The following is a 13,652-nucleotide window of genomic DNA, read 5'->3' as shown; positions in this document are numbered from 1 at the left end:
CGGCAGGGGTGCCGTCGGCGTTCAGGGCGAGGGTGTGGTTATGCCGTCGATGATGCCCGACGCCGGGGCTTCACGCAGTCCTCGGTCCGGGTCAGTCCAGGCTGATCGTTCCGGTGATGGTGGTGGGGCCGGGCGCGGCGAGCGCGTCGGCGATGCCGCCGGCCCAGCCGCGGATCGCGTCCCAGTCCCGGAAGTCGCCCTCGGGCGCGCGCAGCGCCACGACCAGGGCCTGCTCGGCGATGCTCAGCCGGCTGTGTTCCAGCCGCCCGGCGAACACCCGGTGCTCGCGGGCTCCGGTGGCCTCGGCGATGGCGGTGACGTCGACCGGGTCCTCGTCAGGCATCGGCGGGTCGCCGACCGGGCCGCTGGAGAACAGCCACACCGGATGCGAGGACAGCACCGCGGCGTGGCTCTGCACGAACCAGCGGGCCGGTTGCAGCCAGTGCCCGGAGTACACCGCGCTGCCGATGACGAACGCGTCGAAGCCGTCGGCCTGCACCGACGGGTCGATCTCGTGGGCTTCGGCGTCGAAACCGCGTTCGGTGAGGACCTTCGCGATGGCGTTGGCGATCTCCGCGGTCGCCTCGTACTTCGACGCCGCCGCCACCAGCACCCGGCGCGGCGGGCCGGTCTGGCCGGTGAGCGCCTCGGGCAGCTCCTCCAGCTGCGCCATGACCAGGCGCTGCAGTGGCGGTTCCAGCAGCGGGGGCGCGGTGGTCGGGGCGGCGGCGGGAGCGGGGGCCGTGGTCATGCGGGGGTCCGCTCAAGGTCGGCGTCGGCCTGCGCGAGCAGCCGCTGTCCGAGTTCGACCAGCGCCCGGCCGGCGGCCAGCTCGTCGCCGATCGCCGGCACGTCCTCGTCGAACCGGCTGCGCGCCGCGCGGCCGTCGCCGCGCATCGTGGGCGTGGTGGCGCCGGTGTCGAGGCGGGCGTGCGCCTGCGTACGGCCGGAGCCGTCGTCGTCGATGGTGATGTCGACGGTCCAGTGCTTCGTGCTCATCGGCCCGGCCTCCCGGCAGTCACGCGCCGACACGCCGTCAGGTCGCGTGCCGCCCCTGCCATTGTCGCGCCCGCGGCGCTCGGGTTGGGCCGGTTGGCCTGCACAAAGGCGTTTTGTCCCAGGGCGCGCCCGCCGCGCCCGGCACCGTGATGGCGGCGCGGCGGGCCCGTGCTCACTATGGTGTGCGTGTGTCCAGCGAACAGGTGTACGCGGGTGTCTTCGGCACCGTCCTCGGAATCGCGCTGCTCGTGGCCGCCATCCGCTGGATGTTCGGCAAGCGGTGAAGCGCGGATGTAAAGAATAGCTGACATCGTGTACGCTCGGTCGTACCGGCGATGTCAAGGATTCTTTACATCGCCGGCCGACCGAGAGGATCTGCCATGACCTCGTGCAAACCCGCGCCCGCCGCCGACACCGACCGCGTCCCGACCACCTTCGAGGAACGCAACACCTGGTGGGTGGCCATCCTGGTGCCGGCGACCACGCTGGCGTACTGCGCCGTGGTGATCCCGCGCCTGTGGAGCCGGCCCGCCGCCGAGGTCGCCTGGGTGACGCCGATGCTGTGGGCGATCGGCGTGACGTTCGTCGGCACGATCCTCGGCTCGATCGTGTCGGCGATGGTCGCCCGCGACAGCCACACCGAATCCGACGTGCGGGACAAGCAGATCGTGCGGCACGGCGACCGGATCGCCCAGGGCGTCATGGCCTTCGGCGCCGCCGCGGTGCTGGTGCTGGCGATGGTGCGGGCCGACCAGTTCTGGATCGGCAACGTCCTGTTCCTGATCGGGGCGGTCGGCACCACCTGGGGCGCGATCGCGAAGATCCGGGCGTACCGCGGGGCGTTCCATGGTTAAGCCCACCCGCGTCACCAACCGCATCCGGCTGCTGCGCGCCGAGCACGGCGAGATGACGCAGGCCGAGCTGGCGGAGCGGGTGGGCGTCACCCGCCAGACCGTCATCGCCATCGAGCAGGGCCGCTACTCGCCGTCGCTGGAGATGGCCTTCCAGATCGCGCACGTCTTCAAGGTGCCCCTCGACGACGTGTTCCAGTACCCCGGCGACGCCGCGTAGCTGCTCCGCGGGCCGGCGGCCCCCGGCCCGGCACGTGCCGGGTGATGGCATCATGGCCCGATGGCTGCTGAGGATCCCGCGGAACGCCGCTGGCGGACGATGCGCGGCTGCGACCGGATCCTGTCCGGGCACCGCACGCCGTCCCTGCGCGAACGGCTCGCCGACCTCGCCGCCGTCGACTTCGACGGTCTCGACGGCCGGCCCGACTTCTACGGCGGCGGGCCGGTCGCGGCGCTGGAGCGGCGCGTCGCCGGGCTGCTCGGCAAACCCGATGCGGTGTTCTTCCCGACCGGCACCATGGCCCAGCAGGTGGCGCTGCGCTGCTGGGCCGAGCGCACCGGCAACCGGGCCGTGGCCCTGCACCCGCTCGGGCACCTGGAGGTGCACGAGCGCAAGGCGTACCAGACGCTGACCGGGTTGCGCGGGGTGTGGCCGACGACGGAGCCGCGCCAGCCCACCGCGCAGGAGGTGCGCGACCTCGACGAGCCGTTCGGCACTCTGCTGGTCGAGCTGCCGCTGCGCGACGCCGGCTTCCTGCTGCCGACCTGGGACGAGCTGAACGCCCTCGTGGCGGCCGCGCGGTCGCGCGGCGCGAAGGTCCACTTCGACGGGGCCCGCCTCTGGGAGTCGGTGTTCCACCTGGGCCGGGACCTGCCGACGGTGGCCGGGCTGGCCGACAGCGTCTACGTCTCGCTGTACAAGACCCTCGGCGGGCTTTCCGGTGCGCTGCTGGCCGGGGCCGAGGACTTCACCGCGCAGGCGCGCGCCTGGCGGCACCGCTACGGCGGGCAGCTGTTCCAGCAGTGGCCGGCGGTGCTGGCGGCGCTGGGCGGCCTCGACCGCGAGCTGCCCCGCCTGCCCGAGTACGTCGCCCACGCGAAGACCGTGGCCGCGGCGCTGGCCGCGCTGCCCGGCGCGCGGGTGTTCCCGCACGAGCCGCACACCCACCAGTTCCAGCTGTGGCTGCCCGGCCCGGCCGCGGCGCTCAACCAGGCCGTGCTGACCCTGGCCGAGCAGCAGAAGACGTGGTTCGCCAACTCGTTCACCGACCGGTCCCCGGGCATGGCGATGGCCGAGATCACGGTGGCCGCCCCGGCGCTGGAGTGGAGCGGCGCCGACGTCACCGCGGCCGGTCTCGCCCTGCTGGAACTGGCCGCCGCGGCAGCGGGCTGAGAGACTGGCCGTGATGCTGACGACGCTGCTCGACGAGGTGGAACGGCTGCGCGCGGCCCGGCCGGGCCGGGTGCTGATCGGCATCGCCGGCGCGCCCGGCGCGGGCAAGTCGACCCTGGCCCTGGCCCTGGCCGCGAAGCTCGACCACGCCGTGACGGTGCCGATGGACGGGTTCCACCTGGCCAACGTGGAGCTGCGGCGGCTGGGCCGGGCCGACCGCAAGGGCGCCCCGGACACCTTCGACGCCGCCGGCTACGCCGCCCTGCTGCGGCGGCTGCGCGAGACGACCGGCGAGACGGTGTACGCGCCGACGTTCGACCACGTCCTCAACGAGCCCGTCGCCGGGTCGATCCCCGTCCCGCCGGACACCGAGGTGATCGTCACCGAGGGCAACTACCTGCTGCTGGATACCCCGCCGTGGGACCGCGTCCGGCGGCTGCTCGACCTCGCGGTCTACCTGTCGGCCGACGACGGCCCCCGGGTCGACGGGCTGCTCGCCCGCCAGCACGCCAAGGGCCTGGACCCCGACGCGGCCCGGGACTGGGTCTACCGCAGCGACGAGGCCAACGCCCGCGTCGTCGAGGCCACCGCCGCCCACGCGGATCTGCGCCTGCACCGCGCCTGACCACCCACCGCCCGGCGCGGCGCGCCTCCTGCCGCGATGATCGTTCGACTTGCCTGGCACCTGTGCGTATCTTGAGCCCGCATTCGACCACCTGCCTGGCAAGTCGGGCGATCATGCAGGGCGTGCGGCACGATATGCGGCTTATGTGGAGATGTTCCGCTAGCCTGCCAGGGTGCATTCGAAGCTCAGCGAGCGGCAGCGGCGCATCCTCGAAGTGATCCAGGACGGCGTGACCAGCCGCGGTTACCCGCCCACGCTGCGGGAGATCGGCCGGGCGGTCGGCCTGGCCGCGTCCTCGTCGGTCGCGTACCACCTGCGCGAGCTGGAGGAGAAGGGCCTGCTGCAGCGGGATCGGGGCCGACCGCGGGCGCTGAGCGTGCGCCTGTCCTTGGACGACGACGGCATCCCGCGGCAGCGCACTGCGGCGACGGTCCAGGTGCCGCTGCTCGGCACCATCGCCGCGGGCGGGCCGATCCTGGCCGAGGAGTCCCTGGAGGAGACGCTGACGCTGTCGCGGGACCTGGTCGGCCACGGCACGCTGTTCTCGCTGCGGGTGCGCGGCGACTCGATGGTCGACGCGGCGATCTGCGACGGCGACGTGGTGGTGATCCGCCAGCAGCCGACCGCGTACAGCGGGGAGATCGTCGCGGCGATGATCGACGGCGAGGCGACGGTGAAGGTGTACCGGGTCAGCCGCGGGCACGTCGAGCTGGTGCCGTGCAACCCGGCGTACGACCCCATCCCCGGCGACGACGCCGTCGTGCTGGGCAAGGTGGTGGCGGTCGTACGCCGGGTGCGCTGACCAGCCGCCCAGGCGGGCGTGCTCGGCGGCGTGCTGCCACCCACCAGCCGGGAGGACCTGCGGCCGGACGCATCCATTGTGTTAACTGTCGGGATGCGGGCCTGGGAGGACGAGTACGCCGAGTTCGCCACCGCGCTGGCCCCCGCGCTGCGGCGGCAGGCGCGGGAGCGGTGCGGCGACTGGGCGGTGGCCGAGGACCTGGTCCGGCGCACCCTACTGCGGCTGTACCGGCGCTGGCCGGCGCTGGGCTTCGAGCCGCCCGAGGCGTACGCCCAGCGTTTCCTGCTGCGGGCGCTGCGCCGGCACCGTCCCGGCGAGCCGCACGAGGGGCCTGAGCCGCCGCTCGGCCTGGCCACGGCGGAGCTGGTCAGCGCCGGACGGCGGCTGCGCCGCCGCGACCTGGCGATGAGCACCCTGCTCACGGTCGCGCTCGCGGCCGGCGTCGGGTTCGCGGTGATCGTGCTGCGGCCCGATCCCGGTGGCACGCCGCCGCCCGAGGAGGTCGACTGCATGGCCGGTGTCCCCGGGCCGACCCCGCTGCCGTCGCTGACCCGCTCACCGGTGCCGCCCGCGCCCCCGCAGGCCGGCGGCCGAGCCGGGGTCGACCGGTTCGCGGTGCTGTCCGGCGCCCTGCCGCTGCCCCAGGCCGAGCCGGTCACCGCGGACAAGGCGCTGATCGAGCGCTACACCTGCCTGATGGCCGAGCTGGTCCTCACCCGGGTCAACCCGCTCGGCCTGCACCGCAACGACCTGGGCCTGGCCGACGGCGGGGACACCCGCGAACTCGCCCCGCTGCCCGACCCGGCGCTGGCCCCCGGCGCGCTGACGGTGAGCCTGCAACTGGTCAACGGCAACGGCTACGGCACGCTGACCATCTCGGTCGCGCCCACGACCTACGTGCCCGACCTCAGCCACTGCGAGCGGCTGACCTGGTGCGGGTTCAGCGCGGAGCTGGACAGCGGCGCGGTGCTGGAGCAGTACGGCGTCCGCGAGCAGCCCGAGGACCGCCGCGCCGGCTTCGCGCTGGGCCCGGACGCCCAACTGTGGACGGTGGCCGTCTTCACCGGACACTCCCTGGTCATGGTCACCATCACCAACACCCCCGACCCCTTCGCCGCCCAACCCTCCAGCCAGCGCAACCCCGCCCTGGGCATGTCCGTGACCCAGTTCACCGCCGACCCCCGCCTGGCCATCTTCGACCCCCCTGAGCCGGGTCGATCATGAACCTATGGACGTGTTCGACGGCATGTCCCTGCCATAACTTCATGATCGACTAGGTGCGGGGCGGCCAGTACGGGTCGGGGGAGTGGATGAGGGCGGCTGCGCCGATGAGGCCCGCGTCGCCGCCGAGGTGGGCGGCGCGTACCCCGATGTCGGAGAGGAAGCCGAGGCGGCCGAACCGGGCCAGGCCCTCCTTCAACGGCGGGAAGAGCAGGTCGGCGGCGTTGGCGACGCCGCCGCCGATCACCACCTGGTTCAGGTCGCACATCGCGGCGGCCGAGACTATGCCCGCGGCCAGGGCGTCCGCGGCGCGGGTGAACGCGCGCAGGGCAACCGGGTCGCCGACGCGCGCCGCGTCGGCCAGGTCGCGGGCGGTGCCGTCGCCGGCCGGTCGCCAGCCCTCGCGCAGCGCGTACCGGACCATGCTCGGGCCGCTCGCGATCGCCTCCACGCAGCCGCGCCCACCGCACGGGCAGTCGTCGCCGTCGAGGTCGACGACCATGTGGCCGACGTGCCCGGCATTGCCGGACGCACCGGTGAAGGGCCGCCCGCCGTGCACCAGGCCGCCGCCGACCCCGGTCGACACCACGAGCACCAGCAGGTCGTCATGGCCGCGCCCGGCGCCGCGCCAGTGCTCGCCGATCGCCGCGCACACCCCGTCGCCGGCCAGCCGCACCGGCACGCCGGGCACCTGCGCGGCAAGCCGGTCCACCAGCGGGAAGCCGCGCCAGGCGGTGATGTTGACCGGGCTGACCGTGGCGCCGGTCAGGTCGAACGGGCCGGCGGTGCTGGTGCCGACCCCGATGATCGGCCGGCCGGCGGTGTGGTCGAGCAGGCCGTCGAGCATCGCCGACAGGCCCGCCCACACCTGCTCGCCCGCGTCCGGGCCCGGCAGCGGCCGCGGCGTGGGGATGCGGTCGGCGGCCAGCACGGTCCCGTCGGCGTCGACGAGCCCGGCGGCCATCTTGGTGCCGCCGATGTCGACGGCGAGAGCGAGCGGTCCGGCAGCGCGGTGCGGCATGGGGGCTCCTGTGGAGGCGGGTGTTGGAAAGAGTATGACAACGTTGTCCGACCACTGCCGCCCCGCCCTCGGCAACCGGGTACCGTTCGTGCCGTGACGAGCGAGCACAGCGAACCCCCGCACCGGGCCGGCCGCCGGCCCACCATGGTCGACGTCGCCCGGCTCGCCGGGGTCAGCCTGAAGACCGTGTCGCGGGTCGTCAACGGCGAGCCGCACGTGCAGCGGGCCATGGCCGACCGGGTGCTGGCCGCCGTCGCCGAACTCGGCTTCCAGCGCAACCACATGGCCAGCGCGCTGCGCGCGGGCCGGGCCAGCGCCACCATCGGCCTGATCATCGAAGAGCTGGCCAACCCGTTCTACTCCACCATCGCCCACGTCACCGCCGAGATAGCCCGCGACCGCGACACCCTGCTGCTGTCGGCCTCGTCCGAGGAGGACCCGGTCCGCGAGGAGCAGCTGCTGCGCGATCTGTGCTCGCGCCGCGTCGACGGGCTGCTGGTCGTGCCCGCCGGCTGCGACCACTCGTTCCTCAACTCGCAGGTCGAGATGGGTATCCCGGTGGTGTTCCTGGACCGTCCGGGCACCAACATCGAGGCCGACGCGGTGCTGCTCGACAACCGCGGCGGCGCGCGCAGCGGGGTGCGCCGGCTCGTCGCCGACGGCCACCGGCGCATCGGGGTGCTGCTCGACTCCGTCGACGTGCACACCATGCGCGAACGCCTCGCCGGTGCGCAGGACGCCCTCGCCGACGCCGGGATCGGCTACGACGGCGCGCTGGTGCGCGGCGGCGTACGCGACCCGGCCACCGCCGCGGCGGCCGTCGCCGACATGCTCACCCAGCCGAACCCGCCGACTGCGTTCCTCGCCCTGAACAACCGCATCACCGTCGGCGCGGTCCAGGAGCTGTGGCGCAGGAGCAGCGACGCCGCCCTGGTCGGCTTCGACGACTTCGAGCTGTCGCACCTCATGCCGCGCCCCCTGACGGTCATCGGGTACGACACCCGCGAACTGGCCCGACGGGCAGCGCAGCTGCTGTTCGCACGGATCGACGGGGACAGGTCGCGGCCGCGTACCGTCGTGCTGCCCACGGAATTGCTGGAGCGCGGGCTCGTCCCGCTGCTGGACAAGCCCGCTTCACCGAGTGCGCGACACGCTCGCTGAGCGCGCGGCGAGCCATCTCTCGAGATCCACCGGTCGGGTTCTCGAAGGTAGCTGAGTGTCCAACAGCGTGGCGGCATTGCCTGCTGCGATCCTCGGTGCACTCCCCGATCCCGGTCGGCAGTTCCTGGACAGCACGGCCGTGGTGGTGCCAGAGGTGCGGGCTGTCAGCGCTCCGGAGGTCCGTGAACGTCGGGCAAGACATTGAAAACCTACTATGTCGATGTCACGATTGATTGTCGGCAGTGGTAACGGCGGCAGAGTCGGAGGATGACGGTGAAAGCGCCCGACGTTCCAGCATCCTGGCCTGCCCGCCGCTACGCGGGAGTTCCATCGTGGACAACAGTCCGAGGGCTCATCGGACGGCGGTGCCTCGTGGAGAGTGGTCGGCGCTGTCCGCAACTGGTGGATGTAGTCGGGCGGACGCGATGATCCCGCCGCGCGGGATGCAAGACCTCGATGCGCTGACGGCGGACCTCGCCAGGCTCGGCCTGCCGTCCGGACGCGACGTTTTGGTGCACTGTTCAATGCGCCGGATCGGCTACGTCGAGGGTGGTGCGGGCACGCTCTTCGACGCCGTTCGACAGGTGACAGGTCCTGGTGCGACGATTGTGGTACCTGCGCAAACGTCCGACAACTCCACGACGAGCCCTGCTTTTCGGGAAGCTACCCGGTCGCTCGGTCAGGCCGATCTCGATGCATTCGAGGCTCGGATGAAGGGATTCAATCCCGCCTCGACACCGTCCTACCGTATGGGCTGGTTCGCGGAGTACGTCCGCCTGCTTCCGGGATCGGTGCGTAGCGGTCACCCGCAGACATCATTTGCCGCCAACGGACCACGGGCCGCCCGACTGATGGACGGACATGACCTGCGAAGCCACCTCGGTGAGCAGTCACCGCTGGCAAAGCTGTATGAGTCGAACGCGGCCGTACTGCTACTCGGCGTGGGATTCGCGGTGTGCACTGCCCTTCACCTTGCGGAGTACCGTCTCCGCTCACCGAGGCCCGAGCGGCGTTATCGATGCTATCTGGAGGTCGACGGGCACCGTCGGCTATGCGAATTTGAAGCAGCCGACCTGGACGACAGTGTGTTTCCGCAGATCGGCAGGGCGCTGGAGGAGACGGCGCGCGTCTCCCTGGGGCGGGTCGGCGCTGCCGAGGCGAGGCTCGTCGCGGTCCGTGACGCGGTGGATTTCGCCGCGGCCTGGATGAACGACCGTGACGACACGCTGGATATGCGGCGACACGGACGGCGCACGGCGCAAGGTGACCGGAGCTGAGGAATGTGCGGCGATGTGTCGCTCGCGCACCGGCGGCACGGAGCCCACGACATCGGCGTTCTTCTGAGCCTCCGCCGGCAGATCGACTTCGCCACGACGGATGCGGGCTGACTCATGATCTACACGTGCCTTTTTTCACAGCTTGGAGATCAGACTTAAATGATGTGCGGCGGCGCTCGGCCGGCGTGCGGGAAATGTCCATGCACGGTGGACGTCCGTATCTGATCTAGCATCCAAATAGGCGGAGTGCGGTCCATATGGGGTTGCTCTTCGCGTGAGAGATGTAGTGTACTGATGGCATGCCCGACAGTACGCGGAAAGGCATCCTCTCCTGCAGTGGTTGCAACTCGCCAGACGGGTGCCGCCATGATCCTTCCAAACGGCGCGAGAACAGTCTCGATTGGTTCATCGCGGAGGCTCTGCGCGGCCATTATGTTGGGATGACGAGCACATACGCATTCCAGTCGTTCAACGCGTACAACCTGCAGATGAGCATGAACGCATCTGAATTGGGCCCAGGCCCGATGCCATTTGCTCACTTCGTGGTCAAAGTGGCGAGCAGATGCAATATAAAATGCACCTACTGCTACGTCTATGAGCAAGCCGACCGCACATGGATCACGCAACCGAGGCGAATGTCGGATGCGATCGAGCTGGCGACAATTGCCCGAATAGGTGAGTATCTTGCCGAGCTGGGAAACCAGCAGGCGCTTGTCATCCTGCATGGAGGCGAACCGCTACTCTACGGAGCCCAGCGCATCGAGAGGTTCGCCGAGAGGCTTCGCGCTGAGTGCGGTCGACGTGGGGTCGATGCCAAACTCGCCCTACAGACCAACGGAACCATGGTGGACGACGCCTGGCTCGATGTATTCGACCGCAACGGGATTCATGTCGGGCTCAGTCTGGACGGCCCACCAGACGTCCACGATGCGAAGCGACGCGACAAGGTCGGCGCAGGCACCTACGAGCGTACGGCCGAAGGGCTTCGCCGGCTGTTGTCTTCCACAGGTGACCGGGGATCGCCGCCCGCAGTCACGGCGGTCATCGATCCCGCCGCCAGGCCCCGGGACGTCGTCGAACACTTTTTGGGACTCGGCGTCGAGCACGTCGACTTCCAGCTCCCGGATGTCAACCACGATTCGTACCCGCACGCACAATGGCCCCTCGGCACCTTCGGAGCCTGGCTTATCGAGCTCTACGAGGAGCTCCGCCGGATCGACCGGCCCATGCGTGTCCGCAGTATTGAGCTGCTCGTCGGCCTGCTGCTCGGCGCACCATATGGTGGCGACATTCTCGGACCGCGGAGCTTCGGAACGCTGGTGATCGACACCGACGGCGACTACCACGCGCATGACGCGCTGAAGGCCACTTTCGATGGCGCCACCATCACCGGGGCGTCTGTGCTGAACGAGCCCATCCGATCGCTCGTTACCCATCCCATGGTGCTGGCCCACACCGACAAGGCGACAGCGGCGTCAGCGGATTGCCTTGAGTGCCCGCTCTTCTCGGTTTGCGGTGGCGGTCTTGTCGCTCATCGATACAGCGCCTCTCGCCAGTACGACAACCGCTCCGTGTACTGCACCGATCTCGCCATGTTCATCAGGCATGTCGAGGATGCCCTCACGCAGTGGCGTGGAGACCGCATAGACGCGGTTTCCGCTGGCGCGAGCGTGGCCACCCGGTGATCCTTGCGCGCCGACAACCTCAGGTGGAGGTCCTCATATGACTCTGGACATCGCAGTGCTCGCTTCTGCCGCGGCTACCACGCTGGTCACAGCGATGGCGCAAGAAGGTTGGGAGGGGGTTAAATCCGCCGTCGCCCGACTCTGGCGCCGTGACTCGGCCGAGCAGGTCACCAGAGTCGAAGCAGCATTGGAACAGTCCCGGCAAGAGCTCGTCGCCGGGTCCGAACCCGTGGAGTCGGCGCAGGCGGAGCTTGTCGCCGAATGGCAGTCGAAGCTTCGCGGATTGCTGGCCGCGCATCCCGGACTTGCTGATGAGCTGGCCGAAGTGTTCAAACTCGATCGCCAGCTCATAAGCGAGGTTCGATTCGGCAATGTGAGCCACCACGGCTTCGGCGACATCAACCAGGCGGGACGGGACATCACCGTCAATCGCAGCCCTCGGCGGCTAGATGACTGAGGACCGGGTACCGGAGTCGGCCCCAAACGTTATAAAGGTAACTTTTGAGTCCTCGCGGCACGACGGGAAGGGGGACGTCAATCAGGCGGGACGTGATCTCGTTCAGAACATCTACACCAGAGCCGGCGAGTCGCTTCCGGTGCCACGACAGCTTCCGTCCGGCGCCGGTGACTTCGTCGATCGCGAGGAGCATCTCGCGCGACTCAACTTTCTGCTCTCCTCGGATCGCCGTGGCGGGACGAGGGCTGTGGCGGTGGTCGGCACTGCCGGCGTCGGCAAGACTGCCCTCGCACTGCAGTGGGCGAACGGGACACGTGATGGGTATGCCGACGGTGACCTCTATGTCAATCTGCGCGGCTACGATTCAGAGGGTCCAGCTGACCCGTCGGATGTGCTCGACGGCTTCCTGCGTGCATTCGACATCCCGCCAGACAAGGTGCCTGCGGGGCCTGACGCGCGCGCGGGGCTGTATCGGGCGGTGCTCGCTACCCGACGCGTGCTCATCGTGCTCGACAATGCGGCGACGGCTGGTCAGGTCCGGCCGCTGCTGCCCGGCTCGGGCTCGTGTGCGGTCCTGATCACGAGCCGCAGCCGGCTTGCTGGGCTCTCGATACGAGACGGGGTGGCCAGCGTGGATCTTGAACTGCTACCAGCAGACGAGGCGGTGCTGCTGCTCACGAAGTTGATCGGTCGGCAGGCCGAAACCGAGGTGGACGAAACGGCGGAGCTCGCGAGGCTGTGTGCCTACCTGCCGCTCGCACTTCGCATCGTAGCGGAGCGAGCGCGGTCACGACCATACACTCGGATCCGTGACGTCGTCGCAGAGTTGCGTGCGAGTAGCGATCGACTCGATCTGTTGGCGGTTGAGGACGACGAGCTGACGTCGGTCCGTGCCGTGTTTTCGTGGTCCTATGACAACCTGCCGCCCGCTGTGGCGAGGATGTTTCGGATGCTTGGTCTACACCTCGGCCCCGATGTGTCCGCGTCGGCCGCTGCGGCACTGGCGGACACCACCGTCACCGACGCGCGACAACGGCTTGATGCCCTCTTCGGTGTCCACCTTGTGGATTCCGTGGAGAGAGACCGGTACCAACTACACGACTTGTTGAAGGTCTACGCCGCGGAACTGGCTCAACGCGACTGCTCTGCCGACGAGGTCGCTGCGGCGCAGCGTCGGGAACTCACCTGGTACCTGCACGCGGCAAGCCACGCCGACCTGCTGCTCAACCCGGGTCGCCGGCGGGTCGTCCCCGACGTTCTCGAAGGCCCGTGGAGCCCGAGCCCGTTCGCTAACCGAGACGATGCCCTGCAATGGTGTGAGGCTGAGCGGCTCAATTGCGTTGCGATGGTGCGCCACGCGGCAGCGATCGGCTTCCACGACATCGCGTGGAAGCTTCCCCTCTTGTTCAACACGTTCTTTTACGTTCGCTGGTACGTCGCGAACTGGATAGAAACAGCGACCATCGGCGTCGCATCTGCGCGCGTCCTTCAAGACCCGTTCGCAGAGGCGTGGAGCTTGATAGGCCTTGGCGGTGCCCGCGAGATCGCCCTGGACTGGGCGCAGGCGCTTCAGTGCTACGAGGAGGCACTGGGGCTCTGGCGCACCTGTGGTGACCAGAGGGGTGAGATGCTTGCCTTGCACAATTTGGGCAACGCGTATCGCGAAGTCGGAAGACTTGTCGAGTCGCTGGCCTTCGAGGCGGCCGGTCTGGCTATTGCGGAGCATGTCGGGGACGACAAGATCGCCGGAGCATCGTTGCAAGGGCAGGGAAAGACCTACCGCGCGATGTCGAAGGTCGACGAGGCGATACTGTGTTTTCAGCGTGCACTCGTATTGCACCGTCAGGTCGGGGATCAGCACACCGAGGGGCAGACCCTCTGCTTTCTGGCAGATGTCTACCGTCAGGTCGGGCGCGACTCGGAGGCTGTGGTCACCTACCAGGTTGCGTTGGGTGTCCAGCAGGCGATCGGTGACCAGCGCGGCCAAGCCGACACGCTGATGGGTCTTGGAGCGGCTGAGTTGAACTCTGGTCATCGGGCCGAGGCGGGTGCCGCTTGGCGGTCGGCACGGGACATCTTCGTGGTGATCAATGAGGTTGTCTTGCGTGACCGTGCTGAAAGCACCCTGCGCGACGCCGGGTTGGCGTGAACGGCGGCGCG

The 13,652-nt window shown here is 69.7% G+C and carries 14 protein-coding genes; 11 read left to right on the top strand and 3 right to left on the bottom strand.

Going from position 1 to position 13,652, the window contains the following annotated elements:
* Window positions 1–91: 91 nt before the first annotated feature.
* Both HAV39_RS24770 and HAV39_RS24765 read right to left on the bottom strand, forming a co-directional pair.
* Window positions 92–751, bottom strand: coding sequence for a flavodoxin domain-containing protein (locus tag HAV39_RS24770; RefSeq protein WP_203736334.1), 660 nt, complete (start codon window positions 749–751; stop codon window positions 92–94).
* Window positions 748–999, bottom strand: coding sequence for a dsRBD fold-containing protein (locus HAV39_RS24765; RefSeq protein WP_191841549.1), 252 nt, complete (start codon window positions 997–999; stop codon window positions 748–750). The genes HAV39_RS24770 and HAV39_RS24765 overlap by 4 nt, the downstream gene beginning before the upstream one ends.
* Before the next feature lie 380 nt (window positions 1,000–1,379).
* Here HAV39_RS24765 and HAV39_RS24760 point away from each other — a divergent pair, with 380 nt between their 5' ends.
* The 6 genes from HAV39_RS24760 to HAV39_RS24735 all read left to right on the top strand — a co-directional run bounded on the left by HAV39_RS24760 (window position 1,380) and on the right by HAV39_RS24735 (window position 5,894).
* Window positions 1,380–1,853 (top strand): hypothetical protein, encoded by a 474-nt coding sequence (locus HAV39_RS24760; protein ID WP_191841548.1) that lies wholly within the window; start codon window positions 1,380–1,382, stop codon window positions 1,851–1,853.
* The gene (locus HAV39_RS24755) at window positions 1,846–2,070 is read left to right on the top strand and encodes a helix-turn-helix transcriptional regulator (RefSeq protein WP_120315708.1); all 225 of its coding nucleotides are present in this window, start codon (window positions 1,846–1,848) and stop codon (window positions 2,068–2,070) included. The genes HAV39_RS24760 and HAV39_RS24755 overlap by 8 nt, the downstream gene beginning before the upstream one ends.
* 60 nt (window positions 2,071–2,130) lie before the next feature.
* Complete coding sequence (locus tag HAV39_RS24750; RefSeq protein ID WP_191841547.1) at window positions 2,131–3,243, top strand: threonine aldolase family protein; 1,113 nt, start codon at window positions 2,131–2,133, stop codon at window positions 3,241–3,243.
* Window positions 3,244–3,256: 13 nt separating this feature from the next.
* The gene (locus HAV39_RS24745; protein WP_191841546.1) at window positions 3,257–3,868 is read left to right on the top strand and encodes a nucleoside/nucleotide kinase family protein; all 612 of its coding nucleotides are present in this window, start codon (window positions 3,257–3,259) and stop codon (window positions 3,866–3,868) included.
* 172 nt (window positions 3,869–4,040) lie between these two features.
* Window positions 4,041–4,670 (top strand): transcriptional repressor LexA, encoded by a 630-nt coding sequence (gene lexA, locus HAV39_RS24740; RefSeq protein WP_191841545.1) that lies wholly within the window; start codon window positions 4,041–4,043, stop codon window positions 4,668–4,670.
* Window positions 4,671–4,763: 93 nt separating this feature from the next.
* The gene (locus HAV39_RS24735; RefSeq protein ID WP_191841544.1) at window positions 4,764–5,894 is read left to right on the top strand and encodes a sigma factor; all 1,131 of its coding nucleotides are present in this window, start codon (window positions 4,764–4,766) and stop codon (window positions 5,892–5,894) included.
* Window positions 5,895–5,943: 49 nt separating this feature from the next.
* Here HAV39_RS24735 and HAV39_RS24730 read toward each other — a convergent pair whose 3' ends face one another.
* On the bottom strand, window positions 5,944–6,912 hold the full coding sequence (locus tag HAV39_RS24730) for an ROK family protein (protein ID WP_191841543.1): 969 nt from the start codon (window positions 6,910–6,912) through the stop codon (window positions 5,944–5,946).
* Between the two features lie 93 nt (window positions 6,913–7,005).
* Here HAV39_RS24730 and HAV39_RS24725 point away from each other — a divergent pair, with 93 nt between their 5' ends.
* The 5 genes from HAV39_RS24725 to HAV39_RS24705 all read left to right on the top strand — a co-directional run bounded on the left by HAV39_RS24725 (window position 7,006) and on the right by HAV39_RS24705 (window position 13,641).
* Window positions 7,006–8,073, top strand: coding sequence for a LacI family DNA-binding transcriptional regulator (locus HAV39_RS24725; protein WP_373311802.1), 1,068 nt, complete (start codon window positions 7,006–7,008; stop codon window positions 8,071–8,073).
* Window positions 8,074–8,498: 425 nt separating this feature from the next.
* Window positions 8,499–9,350 (top strand): AAC(3) family N-acetyltransferase, encoded by an 852-nt coding sequence (locus HAV39_RS24720; RefSeq protein ID WP_191841542.1) that lies wholly within the window; start codon window positions 8,499–8,501, stop codon window positions 9,348–9,350.
* A 440-nt stretch (window positions 9,351–9,790) separates the two neighbouring features.
* The gene (locus HAV39_RS24715; protein WP_191841541.1) at window positions 9,791–11,035 is read left to right on the top strand and encodes a radical SAM protein; all 1,245 of its coding nucleotides are present in this window, start codon (window positions 9,791–9,793) and stop codon (window positions 11,033–11,035) included.
* Window positions 11,036–11,072: 37 nt separating this feature from the next.
* Complete coding sequence (locus HAV39_RS24710; RefSeq protein WP_191841540.1) at window positions 11,073–11,492, top strand: hypothetical protein; 420 nt, start codon at window positions 11,073–11,075, stop codon at window positions 11,490–11,492.
* Complete coding sequence (locus HAV39_RS24705) at window positions 11,485–13,641, top strand: ATP-binding protein (RefSeq protein ID WP_191841539.1); 2,157 nt, start codon at window positions 11,485–11,487, stop codon at window positions 13,639–13,641. The genes HAV39_RS24710 and HAV39_RS24705 overlap by 8 nt, the downstream gene beginning before the upstream one ends.
* The last annotated feature ends 11 nt before the right edge of the window (window positions 13,642–13,652 follow it).

This window comes from Catellatospora chokoriensis (assembly GCF_011297315.1).
GTDB classification, from domain to species: Bacteria; Actinomycetota; Actinomycetes; order Mycobacteriales; family Micromonosporaceae; genus Catellatospora; species Catellatospora citrea.
Note: the sequence above shows the minus strand (reverse complement) of the source record. Positions and strands in the feature narration are given on the sequence as shown.

Coding starts and splice junctions, on each gene's coding strand:
- HAV39_RS24770 (WP_203736334.1), bottom strand. CDS start 751: ATGACCACGGCCCCCGCTCCCGCCGCCGCCCCGACCACCGCGCCCCCG.
- HAV39_RS24765 (WP_191841549.1), bottom strand. CDS start 999: ATGAGCACGAAGCACTGGACCGTCGACATCACCATCGACGACGACGGC.
- HAV39_RS24760 (WP_191841548.1), top strand. CDS start 1,380: ATGACCTCGTGCAAACCCGCGCCCGCCGCCGACACCGACCGCGTCCCG.
- HAV39_RS24755 (WP_120315708.1), top strand. CDS start 1,846: ATGGTTAAGCCCACCCGCGTCACCAACCGCATCCGGCTGCTGCGCGCC.
- HAV39_RS24750 (WP_191841547.1), top strand. CDS start 2,131: ATGGCTGCTGAGGATCCCGCGGAACGCCGCTGGCGGACGATGCGCGGC.
- HAV39_RS24745 (WP_191841546.1), top strand. CDS start 3,257: ATGCTGACGACGCTGCTCGACGAGGTGGAACGGCTGCGCGCGGCCCGG.
- HAV39_RS24735 (WP_191841544.1), top strand. CDS start 4,764: ATGCGGGCCTGGGAGGACGAGTACGCCGAGTTCGCCACCGCGCTGGCC.
- HAV39_RS24730 (WP_191841543.1), bottom strand. CDS start 6,912: ATGCCGCACCGCGCTGCCGGACCGCTCGCTCTCGCCGTCGACATCGGC.
- HAV39_RS24720 (WP_191841542.1), top strand. CDS start 8,499: ATGATCCCGCCGCGCGGGATGCAAGACCTCGATGCGCTGACGGCGGAC.
- HAV39_RS24715 (WP_191841541.1), top strand. CDS start 9,791: ATGACGAGCACATACGCATTCCAGTCGTTCAACGCGTACAACCTGCAG.
- HAV39_RS24710 (WP_191841540.1), top strand. CDS start 11,073: ATGACTCTGGACATCGCAGTGCTCGCTTCTGCCGCGGCTACCACGCTG.
- HAV39_RS24705 (WP_191841539.1), top strand. CDS start 11,485: ATGACTGAGGACCGGGTACCGGAGTCGGCCCCAAACGTTATAAAGGTA.